The sequence below is a fragment of the Rhodobacter sp. JA431 genome, assembly GCF_900217725.1.
Lineage (GTDB): Bacteria > Pseudomonadota > Alphaproteobacteria > Rhodobacterales > Rhodobacteraceae > Rhodobacter > Rhodobacter aestuarii.
In genome coordinates, this window is record NZ_OBMP01000004.1 from 18,958 (window position 1) to 44,437 (window position 25,480).

Below are 25,480 nucleotides of genomic sequence, written 5' to 3' on the forward strand. Positions count from 1 at the left end.
TTCAGCTCCAGCTGCTCTTGGCTTCGCGGGCCTTTTCGCGCTTCCACTTTTCCAGCTTGCGGGTGATCATCTGCCGCTTCAGCGGACCCAGATGGTCAATAAACAACTTGCCATCAAGGTGGTCCAGCTCATGCTGCGCACAGGTCGCCCACAGGCTGTCGAACTGCTCTTCGTGCATTTGACCATCAAGGCCGAGCCATTGCATCCGCACCTCTTTCGGGCGGGTCACCTCGGCATATTGTTCGGGCAGCGACAAGCAGCCCTCTTCATGCACGTTCTTGTCTTCCGACACCCAAGTGATTTCCGGGTTCACCATCACCATCGGCTCAGGGATGCCCAGCTTATCCTTGGCGCAATCCATCACAAAGATGCGCTTGAGCACGCCCACTTGCGGCCCCGCAAGGCCCACGCCGGGAGCGTCATACATGGTCTCAAGCATGTCATCGGCCAATTGCCGGATCTCGTCGTCAATCGTGGCGACGGGATCGCAATGCTTCTTGAGCCGCGGGTCGGGGTGCAAAAGGATGGTTTTCAGCGTCATGGAACTGATCTAAGCCATGGCTCGCGCGCGTGCAATATCTGCGCAAGGGGCGGCGCGGGCGACCTATCCGCGCAGCCCCGTTCCCGAAAAGGCCAATTTTTCGGGAATATGTTCCATTATTTTACTCTTCACTGGAACATTGGACCGGATTATCACTCTCAACCGGAACACCACCCCCAAGGAGCCCGGCATGACCACCCTTCCCGACTTCGACGAAGTCATCGACCGCATCGGCACCCATTCGGTGAAATGGGACTGTATGGAAGAAATCTACGGCGTCTCGCCGCAAGAAGGCATCTCGATGTGGGTGGCCGATATGGATTTCCGCCCGCCGCAAGTGGTGGCCGAGGCGCTGCAAACCATGCTGTCACAGGGCATCTTTGGCTATTGGGGGGACAACCGCGCCTATCACGCCGCGATTCAGTGGTGGATGGCAAACCGCCACGGCTGGACTGTGGAGCCTGAGTGGATTTTCACCACCCACGGTCTGGTGAATGGCACCGCGCTTTGCCTTGATGCCTTCACCCAACCCGGCGACAGCGTGGTACTGATGACCCCGGTCTATCACGCCTTTGCCCGCGTGATCCGCGCCTCGGGGCGTAAAGTGGTGGAATGCCCGCTCAAGCTGGTCGAGGGCCGCTATGAGATGGATGTTGACGCCTGGGACGCGCAGATGGATGGCTCTGCCAAGATGATGATCTTGTGCTCGCCGCATAACCCCGGCGGCCGAGTCTGGACCAAGGCGGAACTGGAGGCCACCGCCGCCTTTGCCAAGCGCCACAACCTTGTGCTGGTTTCGGATGAAATCCACCATGACCTTGTGATGCCGGGCCACAAACACATTCCGATGGCCGTGGCCGCCCCCGATCAGCCGTTGGTGATGATGACGGCGACCTCGAAAACCTTCAACATCGCGGGCGGACATTCGGGCAATGTGATCATTGCGGACCCAGACCTGCGGGCGAAATTTGCGGGGAGCATGGCGGCGATGGGCATTTCCGCCAATAGCTTTGGCTTGGCGATGTCGACCGCCGCCTATTCGCCCGAAGGTGCGGCTTGGGTCGATGCACTGGTGGCCTATATCGACGGCAACCGGAAAGTCTTTGACGAAACCGTCAACACGATCCCCGGCCTGAAGTCGATGGACCTGCAATCCACCTATCTGGCTTGGGTCGATTTTTCCGGCACCGGCATGGCCCCGGAAGAATTCATTGCCCGCGTGGAAAAAGGCGCGAAAGTCGCTGCGAACCACGGCGCAACCTTTGGCTTGGGGGGCGAAAGCTATTTGCGCTTCAACCTTGCCACCCCGCGCGCACGGGTGGTGGAAGCAGCCGAGCGGCTGAAAGCCGCCTTCGCCGATCTGCAATAATCGTCGCCAAAGAAGCGGCAACCTGCCCCGGCCCGCGTGCCGGGGCTTTTCTTTGCGCGCATCGCTTCACATATTAGGGCCATACCGGTCTGGCGAGCGGAGGAGCCGCCCATGCCCATCATAAGCTTTATCCTGATCGGCATCGCCGCAGGCTTTCTGGCCACGCGGTTGATGAAGATAGATGCAGACATTCCCACCACCATCGCGATTGGCGTCTTTGGCGCCTTGATCGGCGGGCTGGTGCTGCGGTTCTTGATTGCGATCATGGGGCTGATGGCCGGGCTTGTCGGGGCGATTTTGGGCGCGATGGCGCTGATCTGGGCTTGGCAAACCTATGGGGGAAAACGCTGATGTGGGGACCGCTTCTCAGTTTCGCGGGCATGGCGTCGCTGCGCACTGCACTTGGGCTCTTTGGGGTGGGGCTGTGGCTCATGTCGCGCCCCGGCGGCTGGGCAGTGGTGGTCGCGGCCATTTTGGTTGGCGTCAAACTGCTGCCGGGCGGCGGTGATGCAACAGCCGCAATCCCTCCGGCGATCCCCTTTGATCTGCCTGCCAATGCGCCCGCCGACATATCGAAGCCATAATTCCACCGATACTGACCGCGTTTGACCAAAGGAGATTGATCCATGAACACCGAAGACCTTCTAAGAGATCCGTCCCTCTTTGGCGGCAATGCGGTGATGCTCGCCCTCGCCGCCTTTGTCATTTTGTCGATCTTCTTGGGCGTGCGGATCGTGCCGCAATCCGAAAAGCACGTGGTCGAGCGCTTCGGGCGGCTGCGCGCGGTGCTTGGCCCCGGCATCAACTTCATCGTGCCGTTTCTCGATAAGGTCGCGCATAAAGTTTCGGTGCTGGAACGCCAATTGCCCACCTCGCGCCAAGACGCGATTACTGCGGATAACGTGCTGGTGCAGGTCGATACTTCGGTCTTCTATCGGGTGATCGAGCCGGAACGCACGGTCTACCGGATTCGCGATATTGATGCAGCGATTGCCACCACCGTGGCCGGGATCGTGCGCTCGCAAATCGGGCAAATGGAATTGGATACCGTGCAATCCAACCGCTCGGGGCTGATTTCGCATATCCGCGACAATGTCGCGAATGTGGTCGATGACTGGGGGATCGAGGTCACCCGCGCCGAGATTTTGGATGTGAATCTGGATGAAGCCACCCGCGCCGCGATGCTGCAACAGCTCAACGCTGAACGCGCCCGCCGTGCGCAGGTGACCGAGGCCGAGGGGAAGAAACGTGCGGTCGAGCTTTCGGCTGATGCCGACCTTTATGCTGCCGAGCAACAAGCCAAAGCCAAACGCGTGACCGCCGAGGCCGAAGCCTATGCCACCAGCGTGATTGCCGAGGCGATTGCGAAAAACGGGATCGAGGCTGCGCAATACCAAGTGGCGCTGAAACAGGTGGATGCGATTGCCAAGGTCGCTTCTGGCGAGGGCAAACAAACCGTGCTTTTACCCGCCTCGGCGCTTGAGGCCTTTGGCGAAGCGTTCAAACTCTTGAAAGGGCGGTCGTGATGTCGTGGCAAGAACCGTGGATTTGGGTTGTGGCGGGCGTTTTGCTGGGCGCGCTCGAAATGCTTTTGCCCGGTTTCATCCTGCTGGGCTTCGCCGTGGGCGCCATTTTGGTGGGCGGACTTTTGTGGATCGGCGTGATCGGCGACTCACTTCCGCTCGCGGTTTTGGTGTTGGCGCTATCGGCATTGGCCGTCTGGCTGGTGATGCGCAAATTGATGGGGGTACGCCCCGGTCAAACCCGGATTTGGGACCGCGATATCAACGAAAACTGAGGAAAACCTGCATACTCTTGCATACGAGACTGGACGCAACGCCGCATGCGGCGTAGAGACGCAGTATATACAGGAGAACAGCCATGTACGACGATTTTCCGCAAGAGGCCGAAGGCCTGAAGTTCTTTCTCACGAGTGCGATCGTCTGCCTCGTGGGCCTTGTGGTCTGGCTGTCGGTCGCGCAACCGATGGGGCTGGGTCACGGTGCTGCCGCTGCTGAAGCGTCCACCGGCCACTGAGCCAAAGCCGTATCTCACGGCAGAATGATTACGGCGGCCCAAGGGCCGCCGCGCGTATTTCTGGGCTTTGATTTTCGGATCAGATCGCCGCGATCTCTTGCAAAATCGCCTGCGCGGCGGCACGCGGATCTTCGGCTTTCCAGATCGGGCGCCCAACCACCAGATGGTCCGCCCCCGCCGCCAGAGCCGAAGCCGGCGTTTCCACCCGCTTTTGATCGCCTAAATCGGCCCCCGCGGGGCGCACGCCCGGGGTGACAATCAACTTTCCCTTCGCTTCGGGCAGCGCGCGGATCAGCGCCGCTTCGCGCGGGCTGGCAATCACCCCATCCGCACCTGCGGCAAAGGCATTGCCTGCGCGTTCCACGACCAAATCGGCCAGATCACCTTCACGGATCAGCGCGCCATCCAGATCGGCCCGGTCAAGCGAAGTCAGGATCGTGACAGCAAGAATCTTAAGCGGTTTACCCGCTGCCCCCTCTTTCGCGGCTTTCACCACATAGGGGTCGCCATGCACGGTGAGGAAATCGAGATCGAACTGCGCAAGCCCCCGCACTGCCGCCTCAACCGTGGCGCCGATGTCGAACAGCTTCATGTCGAGGAAGATTTTCTTGCCCTGCTCGGCCTTGAGCTCATTGGCCAGCGCCAAGCCGCCGCCCGTGAGCATGCCCAGACCGATTTTGTAAAAGCTGACCGTGTCGCCCAGCTTCGCGGCAAGCTCCAGCCCGGCAATCGCATTGGGCACATCCATCGCCACGATCAGGCGGTCATCGGCGGGCAGGGTCATGGCAATCTCCGGGGCAAAGGACAGTTGGCGCGGTTCTGCCCCCGATCCCCGGTTCGGTCAAGGAAATCAGAACCGACCGATGCCTTGGCGTTGCGCCTCGCGCGTGAGCGCGTGCACTAACCGACGGTGCGCCATATCGGGTTGCGCCTGCACCCGCACTGGCACCCGAAGCGGCACCGGCATCCCCGGCGCGAAAAACTCCACCACCGCCTCAAACCGGCGCAGCGCGGCATTGTAGATCAGTTGCGCAATATGGATCGCGGTCGCGTGATGCATAGGAACCTCCAAGCCTTGGGGGCTCAGGATCAACGCACAAGGTTGGCAAAAGGTTTCCAACGGCACCAAAGGTGAAAAAAAGATTGCCTCGCCCCTCTCCCTCTTGAACCGGGGCCGCGCAAAAACCACCTTTTGATCAAGACCCGGAACCGCGGCGTGCCATGACGGGCGCCGCAAGAGCCGGGGGCTTCATAGAGGAGAGAACCGATGAACATGGAGAAGTTCACGGAACGGTCGCGCGGGTTCCTGCAAGCCGCGCAAACGATCGCGATGCGTGAGGGCCACCAACGTGTGCAGCCCGAGCATTTGTTGAAAGCCCTGATGGATGACGACCAAGGTCTGTCGGCCAACCTGATCCAACGCGCGGGCGGCGAGCCCAAGCGTGTTCAGGAGGCGGTGGACGTTTATGTCTCCAAACTGCCCAAGGTCTCGGGCGGCGACGGGCAAGTTTATGTTGAGCAAAGCCTTGTCCGCGTTTTGGATGAGGCAGAAAAACTCGCCAAGAAAGCGGGCGACAGCTTCGTTCCGGTGGAACGGATGCTGATGGCACTCGCCATGGTGAACACCCGCGCGAAAGATGCGCTTGATGCGGGCGCGGTCACTGCACAAAACCTCAACACCGCAATCAATGACATTCGCAAGGGCCGCACCGCTGACAGTGCCTCTGCCGAAGATGGCTATGAGGCGCTGAAGAAATATGCCCGTGATCTGACGCAGGCCGCCGAAGACGGCAAGATCGACCCGATCATTGGCCGGGACGATGAAATTCGCCGCACCATGCAGGTGCTGAGCCGCCGCACCAAAAACAACCCGGTGCTGATCGGCGAACCCGGCGTCGGGAAAACCGCGATTGCGGAAGGCTTGGCGCTGCGCATCATTGACGGCGACGTGCCCGAAAGCCTGCGCAACAAAAAGCTTTTGGCGCTTGATATGGGCGCGCTGATCGCTGGCGCGAAATACCGCGGTGAATTTGAAGAACGGCTCAAAGCGATCTTGAAAGAGATTGAGGCGGCTGCAGGCGAGATCATCCTTTTCATCGACGAAATGCACACGCTTGTGGGCGCGGGCAAATCCGATGGGGCGATGGATGCCGCAAACCTGATCAAACCGGCGCTTGCGCGGGGCGAGCTGCATTGCGTTGGGGCCACCACGCTTGATGAATACCGCAAATATGTCGAGAAAGACGCGGCCTTGGCGCGGCGCTTCCAGCCGGTGATGGTGGAAGAGCCCACCGTCGAGGATACGATCTCGATCCTGCGCGGCATCAAAGAGAAATATGAACTCCACCACGGGGTGCGTATTTCTGACTCGGCGCTGGTGGCGGCGGCGACGCTTTCGCACCGCTACATCACCGACCGCTTCTTGCCCGATAAGGCGATTGACCTTGTGGACGAGGCGGCCTCGCGCCTGCGTATGGAAGTGGACAGCAAACCCGAAGAGCTTGACGCGCTTGATCGGCAGATCCTGCAAATGCAGATCGAGGCCGAGGCGCTCAAACGCGAAGAAGATGCGGCCTCCAAAGACCGGCTTGAAAAGCTCGAAAAAGACTTGGCCGAGGTGCAAGAACGTTCTGCTGTGATGACCGCTAAATGGCAGTCTGAACGCGATATGCTGGAGGCCTCGCGCAACGTCAAAGAGCAGCTTGACCAAGCCCGCGTGCAACTTGAACACGCCAAACGCGAGGGCAACTTCGCCAAGGCGGGCGAACTGCAATACGGCCGCATTCCCGAGCTTGAAAAGCTTCTGGCCGAGGCGGAAACGGTGGCTGAAACCAAGATGGTGGAAGAAGCCGTCCGCCCCGAGCAGATCGCCGAAGTGGTGGAGCGCTGGACTGGTATCCCGACCTCGAAAATGCTTGAGGGCGAGCGCGAAAAACTGCTGAAGATGGAGGAAGAACTCCACAAGCGGGTGATCGGGCAAGATGCCGCCATCACCGCCGTGGCCAATGCCGTGCGCCGCGCGCGTGCGGGGCTGAACGATGAAAACCGCCCGCTTGGCTCGTTCCTCTTCCTTGGCCCGACGGGCGTGGGGAAAACCGAACTGACCAAAGCCGTGGCCAATTATCTCTTTGATGATGACAGCGCGATGGTCCGCATCGACATGTCGGAATTCATGGAGAAACACTCGGTCGCGCGGCTCATCGGTGCGCCTCCGGGCTATGTTGGCTATGACGAAGGCGGCGTTCTGACCGAAGCGGTTCGGCGGCGGCCCTATCAGGTGGTGTTGTTTGACGAGGTGGAAAAAGCTCACCCCGATGTCTTCAACGTGCTGTTGCAGGTGCTGGACGACGGGGTGCTGACCGATGGCCAAGGCCGCACGGTCGATTTCAAGCAAACGCTGATCGTGCTGACCTCGAACCTAGGCAGCCAAGCGCTCAGCCGCCTGCCGGATGGGACCGATACGTCCGAGGCCAAGGCCGAGGTGATGGAGGCGGTGCGGATGCATTTCCGCCCCGAATTCCTCAACCGCTTGGATGAGATGGTGATCTTTGATCGGCTCAGCCGCGAGAATATGGACGGGATCGTGACGATCCAGCTCGGGCGGCTCGAAAAGCGGCTGGCCGCGCGCAAGATCGCGCTGGCGCTGGATGAGCCCGCGCTCAAATGGCTTGCCGATGAAGGCTATGACCCGGTCTTTGGGGCGCGCCCACTTAAACGGGTGATCCAACGCGCGCTGCAAGACCCGCTCGCAGAACTTTTGCTCGCGGGCGAGGTGAAAGACGGGGCGGAGGTCAAGGTCACCGCTGGCCCGGACGGGTTGGTGGTTGGGGGGCGCGTCTCTGCCTCTCAGCGTATCCAGCCCGAAGATCGGGTGCTGAACTGAACCAGTGGCGGGGGGCTCTGCCCCCCGTCGCGTTCCCGGATATTTACACAAAGTCGAAGGGCCAAAAGCGGCGACGCCCCTCCCGCCCGGCTGCGGCATAGGCTAGATTGCCGCCATCATGCCCGCTTTGTGCCGCGACTGCTTTGCCACTTTTGAGACGAGCCCGCCCCGCTGCCCCCGCTGCGGACGGCCGCGCATGCTGGCACACCCAGAGCTTTTCAGCCTCTCGATCGCGCATATTGATTGCGACAGCTTCTTTGCCTCGGTCGAAAAGCTCGATGACCCAAGCCTTGCCAGCAAGCCGCTGATCGTCGGCGGCGGCACGCGCGGCGTGGTCACCACGTGCTGCTATATTGCGCGCATCGCAGGCGTGCGCTCGGCCATGCCGATGTTTCAAGCCCGCAAGCTGTGCCCGGATGCGGTGGTGATCCCGCCCCGCAAAGAACGTTATGCGGAAGTCTCGGCACTGATTCGTGCGAAATTCACAGCACTCACACCCCTGGTGGAGCCGCTGTCGCTGGATGAAGCGTTTTTGGACCTGACGGGCACGGAACGGCTGCACCATGCGCCGCCTGCGGTGAGCCTTGCGCGGCTGGTGCGCGAGATTGAAACCGAGATTGGCGTCACGGCGTCCATCGGGCTCGCGCATAACAAGTTCTTGGCGAAGATCGCCTCTGACCTTGATAAGCCGCGCGGCTTTTCGGTGATTGGGCGCGCGGATACCGAGGCCTTTTTGCGCGACAAGCCTGCCTCGGTTTTGTGGGGTGTGGGCGAGGCCACGCGGGCCGCCTTGGGGCGCGCAGGGTTGCGCACTTTGGCCGATATTCGTCGCACTAGCAAAAGCGCGCTTGAGGGCCGTTTTGGCGCCACCGGCGCGCGGCTCTATGATCTTGCGCAGGGGGTGGACCATCGCAAAATCACCCCCGATGCCGAGATCAAATCGGTCTCGCATGAGACCACCTTTGCCAAAGATATTGCCGACCGCGAAGAGCTGGAAAACATCCTTTGGACGATGTGCGAAAAAGCCGCCGACCGGATGAAGGCGAAGGGTCTGCAAGGCCGCACCGTGGTTTTGAAACTGCGCCGGGCGGATTTTTCCGCGCTCAGCCGCCAGACCCGGCTCGATGAACCCTCGCAACTCTCTGACACGCTATTTCGCACCAGCCGCGCCTTGCTGGCGGCGCTGCCAGAGAAAGGGCCATTTCGGCTGATTGGTGCAGGCTATACCGATCTTTCGCCTGCCGATGGCAATGACCCGATGGGCGATTTGCTCGATCCGCAAGCGGGCGCACGGAGCAAGGCCGAACGGGCCGCCGATGCGATTCGGGCCAAATATGGGGCGGATGCGATCCGGCTTGGGCGCGGCATGGCCAAAAGCTGACCTATTCCGCCGCCATCTGCCCTGCATCGCCGCGACCCCGCACCAATTCGGCCAGTTCTGCACTCACCGCGCCGATCAACGCCGCAAACATCTCAAAATGCGGCAGCGGTTCGATGCGCTCTTCATCCATGTAAAGCGCGCGTGAAATCTCGATTTGGATCACTTCAATGCCCGATGCAGGCCGCCCGTAACGTTGCACGATATAGGCCCCGGCAAAGGGCGTGTTGCGCGCCACAGACAGGCCCGCGCGCCGAAACACCGATTCGACATGATGCATCGTCTCGCTTTTGGCCGAGGTTCCGAAACGGTCCCCCAGCACAATTTCGGCACAGCGTTGGCGCGGCGTGCTCGCCTCGCTCGGCATCGAATGCACATCAAAAAGAATCGCCCGCCCGAATCGGGCACGCCGCTCCTGCAACAGTGCCCCAAGCCGCGCATGATAGGGCCGCCAGACAGCCTCAATCCGCGCTTTCGCCTCGGCTTGCGGAATTTTTCCCATGAAAATTTCGCGCCCACCAGAAACGACGCGGGGAATCACCCCAAGACCCATCGCCGCACGTGCGCCCCCAGAGCCGCGCGCGACACCATCGATCAAGGCCGGATCGAGCTCTTCTTCGCCCCGGTTCAGATCCACATAGGCACGCGGGTAATTCGCTTCCAACAGCGTGGCGCCATGGTGCGGCACCATGCCCAGAAGCCGATCGACAAAGGCATCCTCAGAAGAGCGCAGGCGCAATAAATCCAGCTGTGCACGGCGCACAAACTCTTGTGGATATTGGCGCCCCGAATGCGGCGAGGCAAAAACCACGCCCGAGGTCAGCACCTCGGGCAGGTGCAGCCGATAGGGGAGATGTGAGTGATCGGCTTGCGACATGAACGCTCCTTATGAGGCAAAGCTTACACCAATTTCTTTTCCTGCCAAAAGGCTCTTGAAAGCCGCCGCGACTCCTTCTATAGACCCCCAGACCGACGCGGTTCCGCCCGCGTCCTTTTCTTTCCGGGAAAGGCGAGACGCGGAATGCAGCAGGTTTTCGGGCGGTTAGCTCAGCGGTAGAGCACTACGTTGACATCGTAGGGGTCACTGGTTCGATCCCAGTACCGCCCACCATTCACCGCCCCTTCGGGGGCATTTGCTTTTCAAGGCGCACGTCGCCGCGAACAGGAGAAGGCCGATGAAGGTCCGCAACTCGCTCCGCTCGCTCAAGCAGCGTCATCGCGATTGCCAGATCGTGCGCCGTAAAGGCCGCGTCTACGTGATCAACAAGACGCAGAAGCGCTTCAAAGCCCGTCAAGGCTGAGGCGTCGCTTCGAGCAGGAATTCAAAAGGCCGCAGGGGCAACCCAGCGGCCTTTTAATTTGTTCGGCGACCAAAGGCGCAGATCAGCCAAGCCCGATGAGCGCGGGGATCTCCCCCAGATCCGCAATCAACTCTGCCCCCACGGCGGTCAGCGTTTCGCGCGCATGGTCTGAACCCTGCGGCGGCACCAAGCCAAAGCAGCGCATCCCCGCCGCAATCGCCGAGCGTGCGCCCGTAGCGCTGTCTTCCACCACAACACAGTCGGTCGGCGCGACGTTGAGGAACGCCGCCGCATGTAGATAAAGACCCGGGTCAGGCTTCGGGCAACCAAGCTCTTGGCCCGAAAAAAGCCGATCTTTTAGCCGCGCCCAAAGCCGCGGGTGCTGACCCAAGCTTGCTTCCATTTTGCGGTGATGTCCGTTTGAGCCCACGGCATAAGAAATCCCCGCTGCATCAAGACGATCCAGCAAGGCCTCAATCCCCGGCATCAAGGGCGTGCCCGCGCGCAGATGGGCATAAAGTTTCTCATAGAACTCCCACACCCATTCGGGCGGCAGCCCCGCACCCATTTCATTGGCGGTTTGGCGCAGCTTTTCCATCGTCCCGCCGATGAAGCGCTGCTCCATCTCTTCAAGGGTCAAGTTCAGCCCATGCGCCGCAAGCTCCACCTGAAGCGCGGCAAAGGTGGCGGGTTCACTATCGACCAGCACCCCATCGCAATCAAACAAAACGGCTTTGATGGTCATGCGGGCATCCGGGCAAGGGTCACAAGCGTGTCGCCATAACGGCGTTGGTCGATTTGCTCGAGCGGGTCCGGCACAATCGGAGCGGTGTTTTCTTCCCACACGACGGTCGCCCCCGGCCCGATCCAACCGTTGGCAAGGCACGAGGCCAGCGCCTTTTCCCCGAGCCCCATGCCATAGGGCGGATCAAGGAAAATGAGATCATAGCCCGCGCCCCGGCACGGCCCCATATTGGTGGCATCGCGCCGCCAGATATCGGTCACGCCCATCGCGCGCATCAGTTCCACATTCTTGCGCAGCAACACCCGCGCGGCGGTGCCATCATCCACAAAAGCCACACGGGCCGCGCCACGCGACAGCGCCTCTAGCCCCAGCGCCCCGGTGCCCGCGAACAGGTCCAACACCCGCGCATCGGGGATCGGGTTGCCGTGGGTGCCGTTGATCAGCAGGTTGAAGATGCTTTCGCGCACCCGGTCGGTGGTGGGGCGCAAATGCGCGCTCGCATCGCCCGCGCCCACATCGGTCAGTTTCAGGCCCCGCCGCTCGCCACCAATGATTCTCATTTCATCAGCACCTTGAGATCGGTGGCCGCCGCAACCTGCTCGGGCGTGACGGGCTTGCCCGCCTCGATCACCCGCTTACCCACCATATAGGCGCGCGGCGCGTTGAGCGCATCCACAGCAATCAGTTTCCCTTCACGGAAATACCAAAAGGACTGCCCCTCCGCCGTGTTGGTCACGATCCGGTCGTAGCCCGTGCCCAGCCCGGCGATTTGCAGCTTGGCGTCGAATTGGTCCGACCAGAACCACGGCTTGGGCACATAGGCTTTGCCCGCGCCCAGCATGTTCTCGGCCACCAACTCGCCCATATCAATCGCATTGCCGACGGATTCGAGCCGCATCGGGCCCGTCTCCCCCGGAAAGGCTGCGCAATCGCCCGCCGCCCAAATCGCCGGATCAGAGGTCCGTCCCTCAGCATCAACCGCGATCCCGTTTTCGACCGTAAGATCCGCCGCTGCGGCAAGCTCGGTTGCGGGGGTCACACCAATCCCGGTGATGACGAAATCGGCGTCCAGCACCCGGCCATCGGCCAATTCCACACCGCTCACGCGACCCACGCCCGTCAGTTGCGTAATGCCAATACCTTCGAGAATTTCGACCCCATGCGCACGGTGCAAATCGCGGACCGCATCCGCCGTTTCCGCACAGGCGACCCGGCCCAAAATCCGCGGCGCGGCTTCGACCAAAGTGACGGCCAACCCGAGTTTGGAAGCAACCGCTGCCGCCTCAAGCCCGATATAGCCGCCGCCCACAACCACAAGCTTGCGGCCTGCGGTGAACTCCCCCGCCATTGCATCGACATCGGCCAAGGTCCGAACGGTATAAACGCCCGCAAGGTCGCCGCCCATCGCGGCTGGCAGGCGGCGCGGCGGTGCGCCAGTGCAAAGCGCGAGTTGGTTATAGGTAAGCCGCTCCTCCCCGATCAGCACCTCTTTCGCGGCGCGATCAATGCCGGTGACCGTCACCCCGGTGCGCAGGGTCACATTATTCGTTTCATACCAATCGGGCGCGCGCAGCGTCAGCCGATCTAGCGGCATATCGCCCAGAAGGTAGCCCTTGGAAAGCGGTGGGCGCTGATAGGGGGCAACCGGCTCGGCCCCCAATATCGTCACCGCGCCCTCATAGCCCAAGCCCCGCAGTTTGGCGGCCAAGGATGCGGCGGCCTGCCCTGCGCCAATGATCACGATCCCGCTCATGGGTCTTCCTCTGGTCAGCTTCCTTGCCCCTCCTATATCGTTCCCCCAAGGCTTATCAATGCGAAGGGAGATCGACATGAGCATTACGGTTGGGGACAAGCTTCCCGGCGCCACCTTCCTGAAAATGGGGGCAGAAGGTCCAGAGGCGGTGCATCTGGGAGACAAAATGGCCGGGCGCAAGATCGTGATCTTTGCCGTGCCGGGCGCCTTTACCGGCGTGTGCACCACCGCCCATGTGCCGAGCTTCATCCGCACCAAGGCCGCGTTTGATGCCAAAGGCGTTGATGAGATCCTGTGCATCTCCGTCAACGACCCCTTCGTGATGGCCGCTTGGGGCGAAAGCACCGGGGCAACGGAGGCTGGCATCACAATGCTGGCGGATGCCGAAAGCGCCTTTACCTCGGCGATTGAGATGGACTTCACCGCCCCGCCCGCTGGGCTGATCAAACGCTCCGCGCGCTATGCGATGCTGGTGGAAGATGGCGTGGTGAAAGTGCTGCACCGCGAAGAAAGCCCCGGCACCTGCGAAATTTCGGCAGGCGAGAGCCTTCTGGCTGAGCTTTGAGATTTATGGGCCGGGGCAGCTAGCCTGCCTCGGCCTGTCCCGCCTGCTGAGCAGCCTTGAACGGCCCCATCTCGGCGAGTTCAGAAACATCATCGGCCACTGCCGCACGTTCTTGCTCCAGATAATCGGCCACTGCCCTGCGCAACCCCGGATGGGCGATGAAATGCACCGAATGGGTGGTGACGGGCAAATAACCCCGCGCGAGTTTGTGCTCGCCCTGCGCCCCCGCCTCGACCCGTGCGAGCCCTTGGGCAATCGCCCAATCGGTGGCTTGATGGTAGCACAGTTCAAAATGCAAAAAGGCGTGGTCTTCGACACAGCCCCAATAGCGGCCAAACAAGGCATCGCGGCCAATGAAGTTGAGAGCGCCCGCCACTGGGCGGCCCTCGCGTTCCGCCACGATCAGCAAAATGTCGTCGCGCATGTCATGCAGCGCATCAAAGAAGGCGCGGGTTAGGTAAGGGCGGCCCCATTTGCGCGCGCCCGTGTCTTGGTAAAACGCCCACATCGCCTCCCAATGGGCTTCCGATATTTCGGCCCCTGTGAGTGCGCGGATCGTGCCGCCAAAGGCTTGCGCCTTCTCGCGCTCTTTGCGCAGCGCCTTACGCTTGCGCGAAGCCAGCGTGGCGAGGAAGTCATCAAAACTGCCGTAGCCACGGTTTTCCCAGTGGAATTGCAGCCCCGTGCGGTGCAGCCAGCCCTGATCTTTCGCCGCTTCCGCCTCCTGTGCATTGCAAAAGGTCAGATGCGCCGAGGAAAGCCCGTTTTGCACCGTCAGTTGCGCGAGCCCCTGCAACAAAGCCGCGCGGCCCACCTCTTCAAGTCCCGCCCGGCACAAAAGCCGCTGCCCCGGCACCGGGGTAAAGGGCACCGCCCCTTGCAGCTTGGGGTAATAGTTACCACCCGCGCGTTCATAGGCATCGGCCCAAGCGTGGTCGAAAACGTATTCGCCTTGCGAGTGGGTCTTTACGTAAAGCGGCGCAACAGCGACCAACTCCCCCCCGACCGAGGCCACCAAATGCTGCGCCGTCCAGCCCGTGCCGGGGCCAACCGAGCCAGAGCGCTCAAGCGCGCTCAAGAAACGATGCGTGGTGAACGGGTCAAAAGGCCGCCCGCCCTCTGCCGTTTCCGGGCAGGCGCAAGCATCCCAATCCGCCTCCGAAATATCGGAGATGTGCGCATGGATACGGATTTCAAACTCTTCGCGCATGGCCCCACCTTCTTGCCGCAAAGGATGGGGCGCAAGCGCGCGCGGTCAAGCCGCGTAGCCCTCGAAGGTGATGTTTTGCGCCACCTTTCGCGCCGTGGCCTCGGCTTCGGGAGAGCGGATCGTCCAGCACAGGATCGCGGCACCTTCGGCCTTAAGGTCCGCCACACGCGGCGCGCCCAAATCCGCCGCCTCATGTGAAATGAAGCAGGCCCCGACCCGGTCATAATCGGGGATGTCACGCAGTTGATCGCGCATCTTCACCGGCAACAGCGGCCAACCCGCCGCATCATAGGCCGAAGTGGTCAACCCCACCGGCACATCCGGCAGCAAAGCATGAAAAGCTGCGACCGAATGCGGGTTGAACGACATCACCGCAAAAGGCCCGGTATAGCTTGCCAAAACCTGGCCCGCCGCGGCTTCAAGCGCCCCGACAGAGGGCCCCATCGCCCCGTCTTGATCCTTGATCTCAATCAGCAGCGGAACTTGCCCGGCGACAATCTCCAACACCTCTGCCAGGGTCGGAATACCTTCGTCGCCGCCCAAAAGCGGCGTGGCAGCCAGCACCGCCGCCGTGAGCCCACAAACACGGCCCGACGTGCCCGTCAGGCGCTTCAGGTCGTAATCGTGAAACACCATCGGCACGCCATCGGCCGAAGGTTGCAGGTCAATCTCGATGCCATATCCGGCAGCGACAGCGGCCCGCACTGCGGCACGGCTGTTTTCAGGCCGCCCCGCAGCAAGGTCATGGTAAGCCCGATGCGCGATCGGGTGTGCGAAAAACGCCTCGGGCAAACCCATCATTCGACCTCGAAGATCGCTTCGATTTCCACCGCAACGCCCATCGGCAGCGAGGCCGCCGAAACAGCCGAACGCGCATGGCGCCCGGCGTCGCCAAAGACTTCCACCATCAGGTCGGAACAACCGTTCACCACTTTGGGCTGGTCAGTGAAATCTGCGGTCGAGTTCACAAAGCCCACAAGCTTCACGACCCGCTTGACCTTATCAAGATCACCGAGCGCCGCACGCGCTTGCGCAAGCAGCGCCAGCCCGCAACGACGAGCTGCCGCCGCGCCCTCTTCCACGCCCAGATCGGCGCCAAGCTTGCCGGTGATCAGCCCATCCGGCCCCGCCGCAATTTGACCAGACACGAAAAGCTGGTTGCCGGTGCGCACAAACGGCACGTAGTTCGCCGCGGGCATCGGGGCATCGGGAAGGGTGATGTTCAGCGCGCTCAGACGCGCTTCAATTGCGGAAGTCATAGTGTCCTCTGTTTACCAGTCGATGAAGTCTTTGAACTCGCCCAACACCACGCGCCACAGATCGATGGTGTCATCGAAATTGCGCCCGCCGCAGCCGTCGAAATCGAGGTTGATGTCATATTCAACGTAGGGGTCACCCTCGTCGTCGAGATAGGCTTTACCGAACCGTTTCTTGCGGTTCCATTCGTTGATCTTCCACGCGCTCATCGGGTCGCGCAGATCAAAGCCCGCAGAGAACTGGATCGAGTCGCAGCGCCCTTTGTTGCAGCCGTAGAAGTAGACCTTGAAGTTCGTGCCTTCGATCCGGCTCGACAGGCGCGGATCGCCAGAATTGTCCGTATCGCGCGAAACCTGCAGACCATAGGATTCCATGAAACTGCGGATCACGTCCGGGTCGCCAACAACCTGCGACTGGACCGGGGTGGCACCGACAAGTGCGGCAAGGGCAACCGCCCCGACGAACGAGTAATGTTTCATGCGAACCTCCATGTTTTTTGGTACCTTAGGCGCACAAATCCCGTTTGGCCAGATCAAGCGACCAGTTGCTCGGCGCGCTTGAGATCGACCGAAACAAGTTGGCTCACACCTTGCTCTTGCATGGTAACACCGAAAAGACGGTCCATCCGGCTCATCGTGACCGCGTGGTGCGTGATGATCAAAAACCGCGTATCTGTGCGCCGGGTCATCTCATCAAGCAGGTCACAAAAACGTGTAACGTTCGCGTCGTCCAATGGTGCGTCGACCTCATCAAGCACGCAGATCGGCGCGGGATTCGCCAAGAACACCGCAAAGATCAGCGCCATCGCGGTCAGTGTTTGCTCGCCCCCCGACAACAGGCTCAGCGTCGAGAGTTTCTTGCCTGGCGGCTGGCACATGATCTCTAGCCCGGCTTCGAGCGGGTCATCGCTTTCCACCAGTTGCAGGCTCGCCGCGCCGCCCCCAAACAGATGGGTAAAAAGCGTGCGGAAACTTTCATTGACCTGCTCAAAGGCGGTCAGAAGCCGTTCGCGCCCCTCGCGATTCAGCCCCGAAATGCCCGAGCGCAGCTTGCGGATCGCCTCTTCGAGATCGGTCTTTTCCTTGGCAAGCGTGTCATGTTCTTCCTGCACCTCGCGGGCATCTTCTTCGGCGCGCAGGTTGACCGCGCCCAAGGCCTCGCGCGCGCGCTTCAGCCGTGCAACCTCGGTTTCCAAATGCTCAGACGAAGGCATCTGTTCCGGGTCGGTTTCAAGCGTGTCCAAAAGCGCTTGCGGGGTCAGGTCTGTCGCCTCGGTGATCCGCTCGGCGGCATGGGCAAGCGTTTCGCGCGCACCATCAAGGCGCGCTTCGGCACGGGCCTTGGCTTCACGCGCTTCGCCCGCCAAGCGCTCGGCATCGCGCTCGGCCATCTGGGCATCGCGCGCGGCGGTTTCGGCCTCGGCCAAACGATCGGCGGCAGTGGCGCGACGTTCCTCTGCCGCGTCGATCGCGTCGTTTAATTCCTCGCGTTTCGCGGCGAGTTCCTCGGGCACTTCGGCGGCGTCTTCAAGTTCGCCCACCGCTTCTTCGCGCCGCGCGGCCAGTTCAGCAGAACGTTTCTCCGCCGTTTCGAGGCGATGCTTCCAGCCCGAGATCTCTTTTGTGACCTCTTGGCGGCGGCGCAAGCGCGCCTCGCCCTCGCGGCGGATTTCATCATGGGAAGAGCGACGGGTCATCATCGTCACCCTTGCGGCTTCGACGGTGAGCTTGATCGCCTCCACCGCGCCCCGCGCGGCATCTAGGTCGGGCAGCGCAGCCAATTGCGCCTCGGCCTCGGCCAGTGCGAGCCGCGCGGTGCCCGCCTCATCACTGTAGCGTTTCGCCGCCAAGCGGGCGGCCTCCAGCTTGCCGCCAAGGATAGAGCGATCCGCCTCGGCCCGGCTCAAAGCCCGGCCTGCCTCGGCGAGCCGCGTATCTGCGGTCCGGCGCGCCTCGCGCGCACGGGCGTCGGCCGCAGAGGCATCGGCCAAAGCGCGGGCCAGCATCTCATGCGCTTGGCGCGCGCCTTCGGCTTTGGCCGCCACCTCTTCAAGATCGCGCTTGAGTTCCACCAAACGGTTGAGTTGGCGCAGGCGCAAAGCCGCGGCGGTGGGCGCATCTTCCGCCCCGGCGCGGAACCCATCCCAACGCCACAAATCCCCCGCCATCGACACAAGCCGCTGACCGGGAGCAAGCTTCTCTTGCAGCCGCGCCCCCTCGGCGGCATCGGCAACCAAGCCAATTTGCGCGATCCGGCGCGCCAAAACCGCGGGCACCTCCACATGGCGTGACAGGGGCTCGACGCCCGAGGGCAAAAGCTGCAAGGTCGCGTAATCGGGCAAAACGGCCCAGCCAGAACGCGCTGCAGCTTCAACCTCGGGGGCGCGCAGATCATCGGCCAAGGCCGCGCCCAGCGCCGCCTCGTAGCCGCTTTTGACCTTTACCCGGTCCAAAAGCTGATGCCCGGTTGCGGCCTCGCGTTCCACCAAACGCGCGAGCGCGGCGACCTCAGCCCGCAGCGCCCCAGCCTCGCCTTCGGCCTCGGACCAAGCCGCCCGCGCTGCACTTTCGCGCGCCTGCACCTCGGTGCGGGCTTCATCGGCGGCAGCCAGCGCCTCTTCCGCGGCTTCGGCTTGATCTTGCGCTTCCTCTTGCGCGGATTGCGCGGCCTCAAACACCTCTTCGGCGCGTGTCAGCGCCGCTTCCGCCTCTTCCCCGGCGGCCTCTGCGCGTTCGGCCTCGGCCTCCGCTTTTGCCACCGTGGCGCGGCCATCACTCACCAGCCGCTGCGCAGAGCCATGCCGAGCCGCGAGCCGGGCCACATCTTCGGTCTGTTCGCTCAACTGCGCTTCGCGCTCGGCCAAGACCGCCGCTGCCTCGGCCGAGGCTTCGGCGGCGGCTTCCAACTTGTCTTCATGCCCCTCAGCAGCTTTGGCCAACTGGCCCAATTCCCACTCAAGTCGGGCGATGGTTTCGCCTGCATCGCGATTGAGCCCGCTTTCGCGTTCCATATCGCGGTCAAGCTGGGCGATGCGCCCCTTCAAGCCCTCAATCCGCGCTTGGGCTTGCGCCTCGGCATCGCTCAGCGCATCGCGTTGTAGGCTGAGCCGTTGCAAAATAGCCCCCGCGACGGCCTCTTCCTCGCGCAAGGGCGGCAACGCTTCCTCTTTTTCGGCCCGCGCCTTGGCTGCCGCGCGCGCGGCAAGTTCCGCCTTTGAGGCCGCCATCAGCGCATTTCGCACCAAATCCTCGGCCTCGAGCCGCGCCAAATCCGCCTCGCGCCAACGGCGATACAAAAGCGAGCCTTCGGCGCGGCGTAGTTCCTCGCCAATCGCCCGATAGCGCGCGGCTTGGCGCGCTTGGCGGGCAAGTGCTGCCAATTGGGTGCCCAATTGTTCAAGCACATCATCGACGCGGGCGAGGTTTTGCTCGGCCCCGTTGAGCTTCAACTCGGCCTCATGGCGGCGCTGATACAGGCCCGAGATCCCCGCCGCCTCTTCCAAAATCCGCCGCCGCGCCTTGGGCTTAGCGTTGATCAGTTCCGAGATTTGGCCTTGCCGCACCAGTGCCGGGCTATGCGCGCCCGTCGAAGCATCGGCAAACAGCATCTGCACATCGCGCGCGCGGACATCCTTGGTGTTGACCTTATAGGCCGAGCCCGCATCGCGGGTGATGCGGCGCACGATCTCAAGCGTGTCGCTGTCATTGAACCCCGAAGGCGCAAGCCGCTCGCTATTATCAATCGAGAGCGACACTTCCGCGAAATGGCGCGCGGCGCGGGTGGCGGCCCCGGCAAAGATCACATCTTCCATGCCGCCGCCACGCATCGCGCTGGGACGGTTTTCGCCCATCACCCAACGCAGCGCCTCAAGCAAGTTCGACTTGCCGCAGCCATTTGGCCCGACAACCCCCGTCAGCCCGTCATGGATGACAAGGTCGGTCGGGTCGACGAAGCTTTTGAAGCCGTTCAGGCGCAGACGAGAGAAACGCAAGATAGGGTCCGATTCCGGGTCGCAGGGCGCGCAGTTTCGGGGTTGGCGCAGGCCCTGTCAACGCCACCTCCCGTTGAATAGGACCGTGACCCGGAAGACGCGCCCCTTATCCACAAGATAGCGCTATCTTGTGCTTCCCCTGCGGAAGCCTGTAGCTGTTTGCGTCCAAAAGACGGAGATGCGCCATGGTTCCTGCTTTATCGATCATATTTGTCTTTCAACTCGTGGGTGAAGTGATCTCGCGCGGGTTGCACCTGCCGCTGCCGGGCCCGGTGCTCGGGATGCTCGGTATGGTGGTCGCGATCTCGGCCAGCGAGAAGTTACGCGATTTGATCCGCCCGGTGGCGCAGGGACTTTTGGCGCATCTGTCGCTTTTGTTCGTGCCCGCGGGCGTTGGCGTGGTGGCACATATGCCCACGCTGATGGCGCATGGACCGGCACTGGCAATCGCACTGGTGGTCTCGACGCTTCTGGCCATCGTGGTGGGGGCCATCGCCTTCAGCCTGGCCGCCAAACTGGTGGGGAGCGTGTCGGATGACTGATGCCGCGCTGATCTGGTCTTATCTGACGTCGCAACCGCTTTTGTGGCTCACCGCCACCTTGCTGGCCTATTGGGCGGGCGACCGCCTGTTTCAGTTGTCTCGCCGCAACCCTTTGGCAAACCCAGTGGTCATTGCGGTGATCTTGCTGGCGACCTTGCTGATTTCGACCGGCACCGCTTACGCGGATTACTTTGAAGGGGCGCAATTCGTTCACTTCATGCTTGGCCCGGCAACGGTCTGCTTGGCGATCCCGCTGCAAGCAAACCTACAAGCCATTCGCAAAGCCTTGGTGCCCATCCTTGTCGCCTTGGTGGCCGGGTCGTTTACGGCTGTGGCCTCCGCACTTGCCATCGCCAAGATTTTGGGGGCCGATGACATGCTGCTGGCATCGCTTGCGCCAAAATCCGCAACCGCCCCGGTGGCCATTGGCATTTCCGAGGCCTTGGGCGGCCAACCCACGCTCACGGCGGTTTTGGTGCTGCTCACCGGGATGATTGGCGCCGTGTTCGTGACGCCCATGCTCAACGCGCTTGGCCTGAGAGACTGGCGCGCACGCGGCTTTGCCACCGGGGTCGCGGCACATGGCATTGGCACCGCGCGCGCCTTTCAGGTGCATGACACGGCGGGCGCCTTTGCCTCGATTGGCATGGGGCTGAACGCGGTCCTGACCGCGTTCATGGCGCCTTTGGTGCTGCACCTGTTCCTTTAAGAGGATTGCGGCTTATAGGGGGCCATGCCCGCGCGCGCCAATTCATCGGCACGTTCGTTTTCGGCATGGCCCGCATGACCTTTGATCCACTTCCACGTCACCTTGTGGCGCGCCTGCGCCGCATCAAGCCGCTGCCAAAGATCAACGTTTTTCACCGGCTTCTTGCTCGCCGTGCGCCAGCCATTGCGCTTCCAGCCGTGAATCCAGCTTTCGACCCCGTTTTTCACATAGGCCGAGTCCGTCGTGATGGTGATCGCGCTTTCGCGGGTTAGCGCCTCAAGCGCAGAAATAGCCGCCATCAACTCCATGCGGTTGTTGGTGGTGTCGGCCTCGCCGCCCGAAAGCTCACGCTCTTTCACCACGGTTTCGCCATCCATAGCGCGCATCAAAACGCCCCAGCCCCCCGGCCCCGGGTTGCCCGAGCAGGCGCCATCCGTCCAAGCAAAAAGGTCTGGCATTAGGCGTCGTGGCGGAAGATCCGCGGGGTCTTGAACTCGATACGCTCTTTCGCGGTTTCAACGGTTTCCACCGTCAGATCAAAATGATCTTTGAACGCGTTCAGAACTTCTTCGATCAGCGCATCGGGGGCAGAGGCCCCGGCGGTCAAGCCGACCTTTTCAAGCCCTTCAAGCGCATCCCACGGAATATCGGTGGCGCGTTCGATCAGGTGCGAAACGGCGCACCCTGCATTGCGGCCCACTTCGACCAAGCGCTTGGAGTTTGACGAATTCGGCGCCCCAATCACCAAAAGCGCCTCGACCTGCGGCGCAACGGCCTTCACCGCCGCTTGGCGGTTGGTGGTGGCGTAGCAGATGTCGTCTTTACCGGGGCCGACAAGGGTCGGGAAACGCGCCTTGAGCGCGGCGACAACCTCAGCCGTGTCATCGACAGACAGCGTGGTTTGGGTGATCCAGGCGATTTTCTCCGGGTCGCGCACTTCCAGCGTTGCAACATCGGCAGCGGTTTCCACCAAAAGCACTTCGCCTTCGGGCAATTGCCCCATCGTGCCGATCACCTCCGGGTGGCCCGTGTGGCCGATCATGATGATCTGAAGACCTTCCTCGGCATGGCGTTCGGCCTCAAGATGGACCTTGCTCACCAGCGGGCAGGTCGCATCGACATAAATCATATTGCGCCGCTCGGCCTCGGCGGGCACCGATTTCGGCACGCCATGGGCGGAGAAGATCACCGGGCGATCCACCGGGCATTCGTCGAGTTCCTCAACGAAAACAGCGCCTTTGTCGCGCAAAGTATCGACGACGTATTTGTTGTGCACGATCTCGTGGCGCACATAGACCGGCGCGCCCCATTTCTCGAGCGACATCTCGACAATTTTTACGGCCCGGTCCACGCCCGCGCAGAAGCCGCGCGGGGCGGCGAGGTAAAGGGTAAGGGCAGGTTTCATGATGCGCTCCGTCTTTGCCCCCAAGAGTTAATCGCCCAAGGCCGCGGCGTAAAGTGCGCCCCTGTCGCGGCGTCCATTGGGCGCGGGGCCAGTTCGCAGGCTATTCCCACCGCACATCGCCCAAGAAAATATAGCCCGCGCCGTAGATTGTTTTGATCAACCGGGGATTTTTGGGGTCTTCGCACAGTTTTGTGCGCAGCCGAGAAATGCGCACATCCATCGCCCGGTCAAAGCTTTCGCCCGCCGCGCCCCCCAAGGTTTCTTGCATCTGCGCGCGCGAAATCAGCCTGTTCGGGCTTTCAAGGAACAGACGCAACACCTCCCCTTCCGCATGGGAAAAGGGGGTTTCAACGCCCTCGGCATTGATCAGAACATACCGCTCAAATGAGGCTTTCCAGTCTGCAAAATAAGCCACTTGCGCCGGGGCCGCGGCATCGGGCCGCGGTTTGCGCAGCCGTGCACGAATCCGGGCGACCACCTCGGCGGGATCGAAGGGTTTGATGATGTAATCATCTGCCCCCAGTTCCAGCCCCGTCACCCGGTCCTGCACCTGCGCACGCCCCGAAATGATGATGATCGCCGCCCCCGATTCGAGCGCGAGCCGATGCACCAGCGCGAGCCCATCCCGATCTGGCAGACCAAGGTCGACCAAGCAGACATCAGGCTGGGCGCGCTTTAGCCCCGCTTCAAATTCGGTCGCGCGACCATAGGCGGTGGTGCGAAACCCCGATTCTTCGAGCGCATCAACCAGCATCCGGCGGATTTCCGGCTCATCATCCAAAATCGCAACATGCGGGACAGTCGTGTTGGGGGCATTCATTGGCGCACTCCAGCGATGAGCGCGGCAAGCTCTGCCGCAACAAAGGGTTTTTGCAGCACCGGGCACGGCGCGGCGGCACGCAGACGATCCCCCGGTGGGAGCGAGGTCATCAGCGCGACCGGAATACGATCCCCAAGCCGATGCGCCAGATCGACCCCGGTTTCTTCTCCGGGCAGCTGAATATCTGAAAGGACCATGCCAATTTCCGGCAAGCTGCTCAGCGCCTCGGCCTCGGGCGCGCTCGCGGCCTCTAACACGGAGTGTCCCAATTCGCGCAGCATTTCGCGGACAGAGGTGCGGATATCGGCATCATCTTCCACGAGCAAAACAAGCGTTGGCGCCAGCGCCGTTTCCACCGGGCGCAACGGCAGCCGCAAGGTCACGCAAGCGCCAGGTTCGCAATTTTCCACCCGCACCGTGCCGCCCGCCAATTTTGTCTGGTCATAGACCATCGAGAGACCGAGCCCAGACCCCTCCCCCCCTTTGGTGGTGAAGAACGGGTCGAGCGCGCGGGTCAGCGCCTCGGGGCTAAAGCCCGGCCCGGTATCGGTGACGGAAAGCTCAATCCAAGTATCTTGCACCGGATGCGCAGCAATGCGGATCGCGCCGCCCCGCGGCCCCATCGCATCGCGCGCGTTTAAAAGCAGGTTCAAGAGGCTGTCTTGCAACGGGCCGGGGGCGAGCAAGATCGGCGCGGCAAGCCCGTCGACATCCAAAGAAATCGCAACCCGGTCGCCCAAAGTCGGGGCCGCCATCGCCACCAGATCGGCCACTAGCGCGGGCAGATTTACCGCTTGCGGACGCAGAGCGCGTTTGCCGGAAATCGCAGCGATCCGATCCAAAAGCGTACCACCCCGGCGCGCGGCTGAAAGCGTGGCCCGCACCGCGCCCAAAGCCTCAGACGGCATGCCCTTGGTGCGCAGAAGTCGCCCTTGCAGCCCCAAGATAATGGTCAGCAAATTGGCAAAATCATGTGCCATGCCCGAGGTGATTTGTGCCGCCAATTCGCGCTTGGCACTTTGCGCAAGCGCCGCGCGCGCCTGCGTTTCCTCGGTCACATCGGTCGAAAGAATATAGACCCCACAAACCGCGCCCGCAGCATCTCGGTCGGGCGTCAGCGCAATGCGGATGCGCCGCCCAGAGGGGTCATGCGTGATCTCCAGCACATTCGCCTCACCCGCTAAAGCCTTGGTAAAGCCGGGCAGAATACGGCGGAAAGTTTCGGCCCCCAAAACCTCCTCTGCCGGGCAGCCCTCGGGCTTATCGAGTGAACCCGGCATCACCGCGCTTAGCCGCCGGTTTGAGAAGGTATAGACGAAATCCGCCCCCATATGCGCGATATGCGCGGGCATCATTTCCGTCACCTGCCGAATGCGCGCAGCGGTTTGCATCAACTCATGCTGCGCCTCTTCCAAAGCGGCATTGGTTGCAGCCAATTCGCGGTTTGCCGCCGCGAGTTGTTCGGCATTTTCCAAGACCTGTTCGGAGAGTTCCTCGGAGCGGGCGCGCAAAAGCATCTCTTGCCGTTTGATCCCGGTGATGTCGGTGTAAACGGTGATCCAGCCGCCCTCGGCCAAGGGCGCGCCCTCCACCGCGATGGTGCGCCCATTGGCCCGGGTGCGTTCCATGTAATGCGGCGCAAAGATTCGCGCCTGCTCCACCCGCGTCGCGACCCAAGTGTCGAGATCATCCACCTCGCCATATTCGCCACGTTCCGCAAGCCAACGGATCGTATCGGCAAAGGTGGTCCCCGGCCGCGTCAGATGTTCGGGTAAATCGAACATCACCTGATACTGCCGGTTAGAGACCGCCAGCCGCAAATCATTGTCAAAAATAGACAAGGCCTGACCAATTAGGTTCAACCCGGCTTGTGTCAGCCTTGCGCGTGCATCCTCACTCATACCCCACGCCTCCCCGCCCCATCGCTAGCACCTTGCGGGCGCGGCGCAAAGTCCCTCCGCCGTGCGGTAAGAA

28 protein-coding genes and 1 tRNA gene are annotated in these 25,480 nt (G+C 62.0%); 13 read left to right on the forward strand and 16 right to left on the reverse strand.

Translation table 11 applies throughout. The features are described 5' to 3' along the window. Position 1: 1 nt before the first annotated feature. Positions 2-541 carry a peptide deformylase gene (def, locus tag CRO18_RS09290; protein ID WP_076484502.1) on the reverse strand — a complete coding sequence of 180 codons (540 nt, stop codon included), beginning with the start codon at positions 539-541 and terminating at the stop codon, positions 2-4. A 190-nt stretch (positions 542-731) separates the two neighbouring features. Between def and CRO18_RS09295 the strand changes: the two genes are divergently transcribed. From CRO18_RS09295 to CRO18_RS18805, 6 genes are all read left to right on the forward strand, one after another. Continuing rightward, on the forward strand, positions 732-1,910 hold the full coding sequence (locus CRO18_RS09295) for a MalY/PatB family protein (RefSeq protein ID WP_097081937.1): 1,179 nt from the start codon (positions 732-734) through the stop codon (positions 1,908-1,910). A 111-nt stretch (positions 1,911-2,021) separates the two neighbouring features. Continuing rightward, a complete protein-coding gene (locus CRO18_RS09300; RefSeq protein ID WP_076484500.1) occupies positions 2,022-2,261 on the forward strand; it encodes a GlsB/YeaQ/YmgE family stress response membrane protein in 240 nt (79 codons plus the stop codon). Next, entirely contained in the window at positions 2,261-2,494 is a 234-nt protein-coding gene (locus tag CRO18_RS09305; protein ID WP_097081938.1) for a hypothetical protein, read from the forward strand. The genes CRO18_RS09300 and CRO18_RS09305 overlap by 1 nt, the downstream gene beginning before the upstream one ends. 42 nt (positions 2,495-2,536) lie before the next feature. After that, positions 2,537-3,436, forward strand: coding sequence for an SPFH domain-containing protein (locus tag CRO18_RS09310; protein ID WP_076484498.1), 900 nt, complete (start codon positions 2,537-2,539; stop codon positions 3,434-3,436). After that, on the forward strand, positions 3,436-3,708 hold the full coding sequence (locus tag CRO18_RS09315) for an NfeD family protein (protein WP_097081939.1): 273 nt from the start codon (positions 3,436-3,438) through the stop codon (positions 3,706-3,708). The genes CRO18_RS09310 and CRO18_RS09315 overlap by 1 nt, the downstream gene beginning before the upstream one ends. Positions 3,709-3,791: 83 nt before the next feature. After that, positions 3,792-3,947, forward strand: coding sequence for a hypothetical protein (locus tag CRO18_RS18805; RefSeq protein ID WP_170952619.1), 156 nt, complete (start codon positions 3,792-3,794; stop codon positions 3,945-3,947). Between the two features lie 79 nt (positions 3,948-4,026). Here the strand turns inward: CRO18_RS18805 and pyrF are convergent, their stop codons facing one another. Continuing rightward, complete coding sequence (pyrF, locus tag CRO18_RS09320) at positions 4,027-4,731, reverse strand: orotidine-5'-phosphate decarboxylase (RefSeq protein ID WP_097081940.1); 705 nt, start codon at positions 4,729-4,731, stop codon at positions 4,027-4,029. A 66-nt stretch (positions 4,732-4,797) separates the two neighbouring features. After that, entirely contained in the window at positions 4,798-5,007 is a 210-nt protein-coding gene (locus tag CRO18_RS09325; RefSeq protein WP_076484495.1) for a hypothetical protein, read from the reverse strand. Positions 5,008-5,214: 207 nt separating this feature from the next. Here CRO18_RS09325 and clpB point away from each other — a divergent pair, with 207 nt between their 5' ends. Together clpB and CRO18_RS09335 are read left to right on the forward strand one after the other, a co-directional pair. Beyond that, entirely contained in the window at positions 5,215-7,830 is a 2,616-nt protein-coding gene (gene clpB / locus CRO18_RS09330) for an ATP-dependent chaperone ClpB (RefSeq protein WP_097081941.1), read from the forward strand. A 118-nt stretch (positions 7,831-7,948) separates the two neighbouring features. Further along, complete coding sequence (locus CRO18_RS09335) at positions 7,949-9,211, forward strand: DNA polymerase IV (protein WP_097081942.1); 1,263 nt, start codon at positions 7,949-7,951, stop codon at positions 9,209-9,211. A 1-nt stretch (position 9,212) separates the two neighbouring features. Here the strand turns inward: CRO18_RS09335 and CRO18_RS09340 are convergent, their stop codons facing one another. Further along, positions 9,213-10,085, reverse strand: coding sequence for an N-formylglutamate amidohydrolase (locus CRO18_RS09340; RefSeq protein WP_076484492.1), 873 nt, complete (start codon positions 10,083-10,085; stop codon positions 9,213-9,215). A gap of 159 nt (positions 10,086-10,244) precedes the next feature. On the opposite strand from CRO18_RS09340, the gene CRO18_RS09345 reads away from it, so the two are divergent. Then, positions 10,245-10,319 (forward strand) — tRNA-Val (locus tag CRO18_RS09345). A 64-nt stretch (positions 10,320-10,383) separates the two neighbouring features. After that, complete coding sequence (gene ykgO, locus CRO18_RS09350) at positions 10,384-10,509, forward strand: type B 50S ribosomal protein L36 (protein ID WP_013069105.1); 126 nt, start codon at positions 10,384-10,386, stop codon at positions 10,507-10,509. 82 nt (positions 10,510-10,591) lie between these two features. Here ykgO and CRO18_RS09355 read toward each other — a convergent pair whose 3' ends face one another. The 3 genes from CRO18_RS09355 to CRO18_RS09365 are packed head-to-tail and all read right to left on the reverse strand — an operon-like array spanning position 10,592 to position 13,007. Beyond that, positions 10,592-11,254 carry an HAD family phosphatase gene (locus CRO18_RS09355; RefSeq protein ID WP_097081943.1) on the reverse strand — a complete coding sequence of 221 codons (663 nt, stop codon included), beginning with the start codon at positions 11,252-11,254 and terminating at the stop codon, positions 10,592-10,594. After that, positions 11,251-11,814: a 16S rRNA (guanine(966)-N(2))-methyltransferase RsmD gene (rsmD, locus tag CRO18_RS09360; RefSeq protein ID WP_097081944.1), complete on the reverse strand. Its 564-nt coding sequence runs from the start codon at positions 11,812-11,814 to the stop codon at positions 11,251-11,253. The genes CRO18_RS09355 and rsmD overlap by 4 nt, the downstream gene beginning before the upstream one ends. Continuing rightward, positions 11,811-13,007, reverse strand: a complete 1,197-nt coding sequence (locus tag CRO18_RS09365) for an NAD(P)/FAD-dependent oxidoreductase (RefSeq protein WP_097081945.1) — start codon at positions 13,005-13,007, stop codon at positions 11,811-11,813. Before CRO18_RS09365 ends, rsmD begins: the two co-directional genes overlap by 4 nt. Positions 13,008-13,083: 76 nt before the next feature. Here CRO18_RS09365 and CRO18_RS09370 point away from each other — a divergent pair, with 76 nt between their 5' ends. Further along, positions 13,084-13,572, forward strand: a complete 489-nt coding sequence (locus CRO18_RS09370; protein ID WP_097081946.1) for a peroxiredoxin — start codon at positions 13,084-13,086, stop codon at positions 13,570-13,572. 19 nt (positions 13,573-13,591) lie between these two features. Here CRO18_RS09370 and CRO18_RS09375 read toward each other — a convergent pair whose 3' ends face one another. Genes CRO18_RS09375 through smc form a run of 5 tightly spaced genes read right to left on the reverse strand, consistent with a single transcriptional unit; the run spans position 13,592 to position 20,030 of the window. Beyond that, positions 13,592-14,782, reverse strand: a complete 1,191-nt coding sequence (locus CRO18_RS09375) for a GNAT family N-acetyltransferase (RefSeq protein WP_097081947.1) — start codon at positions 14,780-14,782, stop codon at positions 13,592-13,594. Between the two features lie 45 nt (positions 14,783-14,827). Further along, positions 14,828-15,583: a glycerophosphodiester phosphodiesterase family protein gene (locus CRO18_RS09380; RefSeq protein ID WP_394341447.1), complete on the reverse strand. Its 756-nt coding sequence runs from the start codon at positions 15,581-15,583 to the stop codon at positions 14,828-14,830. Further along, positions 15,580-16,041, reverse strand: coding sequence for a RidA family protein (locus tag CRO18_RS09385; RefSeq protein WP_097081949.1), 462 nt, complete (start codon positions 16,039-16,041; stop codon positions 15,580-15,582). The genes CRO18_RS09380 and CRO18_RS09385 overlap by 4 nt, the downstream gene beginning before the upstream one ends. Before the next feature lie 12 nt (positions 16,042-16,053). Continuing rightward, on the reverse strand, positions 16,054-16,518 hold the full coding sequence (locus CRO18_RS09390) for a YbjN domain-containing protein (RefSeq protein ID WP_076484541.1): 465 nt from the start codon (positions 16,516-16,518) through the stop codon (positions 16,054-16,056). A gap of 53 nt (positions 16,519-16,571) precedes the next feature. Then, positions 16,572-20,030 carry a chromosome segregation protein SMC gene (smc, locus tag CRO18_RS09395; RefSeq protein WP_097081950.1) on the reverse strand — a complete coding sequence of 1,153 codons (3,459 nt, stop codon included), beginning with the start codon at positions 20,028-20,030 and terminating at the stop codon, positions 16,572-16,574. Positions 20,031-20,215: 185 nt separating this feature from the next. On the opposite strand from smc, the gene CRO18_RS09400 reads away from it, so the two are divergent. Together CRO18_RS09400 and CRO18_RS09405 are read left to right on the forward strand one after the other, a co-directional pair. Next, positions 20,216-20,572 carry a CidA/LrgA family protein gene (locus CRO18_RS09400; RefSeq protein ID WP_076484483.1) on the forward strand — a complete coding sequence of 119 codons (357 nt, stop codon included), beginning with the start codon at positions 20,216-20,218 and terminating at the stop codon, positions 20,570-20,572. Then, positions 20,565-21,281: an LrgB family protein gene (locus CRO18_RS09405; protein ID WP_097081951.1), complete on the forward strand. Its 717-nt coding sequence runs from the start codon at positions 20,565-20,567 to the stop codon at positions 21,279-21,281. The genes CRO18_RS09400 and CRO18_RS09405 overlap by 8 nt, the downstream gene beginning before the upstream one ends. Here the strand turns inward: CRO18_RS09405 and rnhA are convergent. The 4 genes from rnhA to CRO18_RS09425 all read right to left on the reverse strand — a co-directional run bounded on the left by rnhA (position 21,278) and on the right by CRO18_RS09425 (position 25,407). Further along, on the reverse strand, positions 21,278-21,739 hold the full coding sequence (gene rnhA / locus CRO18_RS09410) for a ribonuclease HI (protein WP_097081952.1): 462 nt from the start codon (positions 21,737-21,739) through the stop codon (positions 21,278-21,280). The genes CRO18_RS09405 and rnhA overlap by 4 nt on opposite strands. Then, complete coding sequence (ispH, locus tag CRO18_RS09415; protein WP_097082152.1) at positions 21,739-22,689, reverse strand: 4-hydroxy-3-methylbut-2-enyl diphosphate reductase; 951 nt, start codon at positions 22,687-22,689, stop codon at positions 21,739-21,741. Before ispH ends, rnhA begins: the two co-directional genes overlap by 1 nt. A gap of 97 nt (positions 22,690-22,786) precedes the next feature. Further along, positions 22,787-23,506: a response regulator transcription factor gene (locus CRO18_RS09420; RefSeq protein ID WP_097081953.1), complete on the reverse strand. Its 720-nt coding sequence runs from the start codon at positions 23,504-23,506 to the stop codon at positions 22,787-22,789. Further along, positions 23,503-25,407 (reverse strand): PAS-domain containing protein, encoded by a 1,905-nt coding sequence (locus tag CRO18_RS09425; protein WP_097081954.1) that lies wholly within the window; start codon positions 25,405-25,407, stop codon positions 23,503-23,505. The genes CRO18_RS09420 and CRO18_RS09425 overlap by 4 nt, the downstream gene beginning before the upstream one ends. Positions 25,408-25,480: the final 73 nt, after the last annotated feature.

Bases quoted from the DNA above. Each gene is read 5' to 3' on its own strand.
- CRO18_RS09405 (WP_097081951.1), top strand. From the start codon at position 20,565: ATGACTGATGCCGCGCTGATCTGGTCTTATCTGACGTCGCAACCGCTT.
- clpB (WP_097081941.1), top strand. From the start codon at position 5,215: ATGAACATGGAGAAGTTCACGGAACGGTCGCGCGGGTTCCTGCAAGCC.
- CRO18_RS09380 (WP_394341447.1), bottom strand. From the start codon at position 15,583: ATGATGGGTTTGCCCGAGGCGTTTTTCGCACACCCGATCGCGCATCGG.
- CRO18_RS09310 (WP_076484498.1), top strand. From the start codon at position 2,537: ATGAACACCGAAGACCTTCTAAGAGATCCGTCCCTCTTTGGCGGCAAT.
- pyrF (WP_097081940.1), bottom strand. From the start codon at position 4,731: ATGACCCTGCCCGCCGATGACCGCCTGATCGTGGCGATGGATGTGCCC.
- CRO18_RS09355 (WP_097081943.1), bottom strand. From the start codon at position 11,254: ATGACCATCAAAGCCGTTTTGTTTGATTGCGATGGGGTGCTGGTCGAT.
- rnhA (WP_097081952.1), bottom strand. From the start codon at position 21,739: ATGCCAGACCTTTTTGCTTGGACGGATGGCGCCTGCTCGGGCAACCCG.
- CRO18_RS09325 (WP_076484495.1), bottom strand. From the start codon at position 5,007: ATGCATCACGCGACCGCGATCCATATTGCGCAACTGATCTACAATGCC.
- CRO18_RS09300 (WP_076484500.1), top strand. From the start codon at position 2,022: ATGCCCATCATAAGCTTTATCCTGATCGGCATCGCCGCAGGCTTTCTG.
- CRO18_RS09420 (WP_097081953.1), bottom strand. From the start codon at position 23,506: ATGAATGCCCCCAACACGACTGTCCCGCATGTTGCGATTTTGGATGAT.
- CRO18_RS18805 (WP_170952619.1), top strand. From the start codon at position 3,792: ATGTACGACGATTTTCCGCAAGAGGCCGAAGGCCTGAAGTTCTTTCTC.
- CRO18_RS09295 (WP_097081937.1), top strand. From the start codon at position 732: ATGACCACCCTTCCCGACTTCGACGAAGTCATCGACCGCATCGGCACC.
- CRO18_RS09400 (WP_076484483.1), top strand. From the start codon at position 20,216: ATGGTTCCTGCTTTATCGATCATATTTGTCTTTCAACTCGTGGGTGAA.
- CRO18_RS09370 (WP_097081946.1), top strand. From the start codon at position 13,084: ATGAGCATTACGGTTGGGGACAAGCTTCCCGGCGCCACCTTCCTGAAA.
- CRO18_RS09385 (WP_097081949.1), bottom strand. From the start codon at position 16,041: ATGACTTCCGCAATTGAAGCGCGTCTGAGCGCGCTGAACATCACCCTT.
- CRO18_RS09305 (WP_097081938.1), top strand. From the start codon at position 2,261: ATGTGGGGACCGCTTCTCAGTTTCGCGGGCATGGCGTCGCTGCGCACT.
- CRO18_RS09365 (WP_097081945.1), bottom strand. From the start codon at position 13,007: ATGAGCGGGATCGTGATCATTGGCGCAGGGCAGGCCGCCGCATCCTTG.
- rsmD (WP_097081944.1), bottom strand. From the start codon at position 11,814: ATGAGAATCATTGGTGGCGAGCGGCGGGGCCTGAAACTGACCGATGTG.
- CRO18_RS09335 (WP_097081942.1), top strand. From the start codon at position 7,949: ATGCCCGCTTTGTGCCGCGACTGCTTTGCCACTTTTGAGACGAGCCCG.
- CRO18_RS09315 (WP_097081939.1), top strand. From the start codon at position 3,436: ATGTCGTGGCAAGAACCGTGGATTTGGGTTGTGGCGGGCGTTTTGCTG.
- CRO18_RS09375 (WP_097081947.1), bottom strand. From the start codon at position 14,782: ATGCGCGAAGAGTTTGAAATCCGTATCCATGCGCACATCTCCGATATT.
- ykgO (WP_013069105.1), top strand. From the start codon at position 10,384: ATGAAGGTCCGCAACTCGCTCCGCTCGCTCAAGCAGCGTCATCGCGAT.
- CRO18_RS09425 (WP_097081954.1), bottom strand. From the start codon at position 25,407: ATGAGTGAGGATGCACGCGCAAGGCTGACACAAGCCGGGTTGAACCTA.
- CRO18_RS09340 (WP_076484492.1), bottom strand. From the start codon at position 10,085: ATGTCGCAAGCCGATCACTCACATCTCCCCTATCGGCTGCACCTGCCC.
- CRO18_RS09390 (WP_076484541.1), bottom strand. From the start codon at position 16,518: ATGAAACATTACTCGTTCGTCGGGGCGGTTGCCCTTGCCGCACTTGTC.
- def (WP_076484502.1), bottom strand. From the start codon at position 541: ATGACGCTGAAAACCATCCTTTTGCACCCCGACCCGCGGCTCAAGAAG.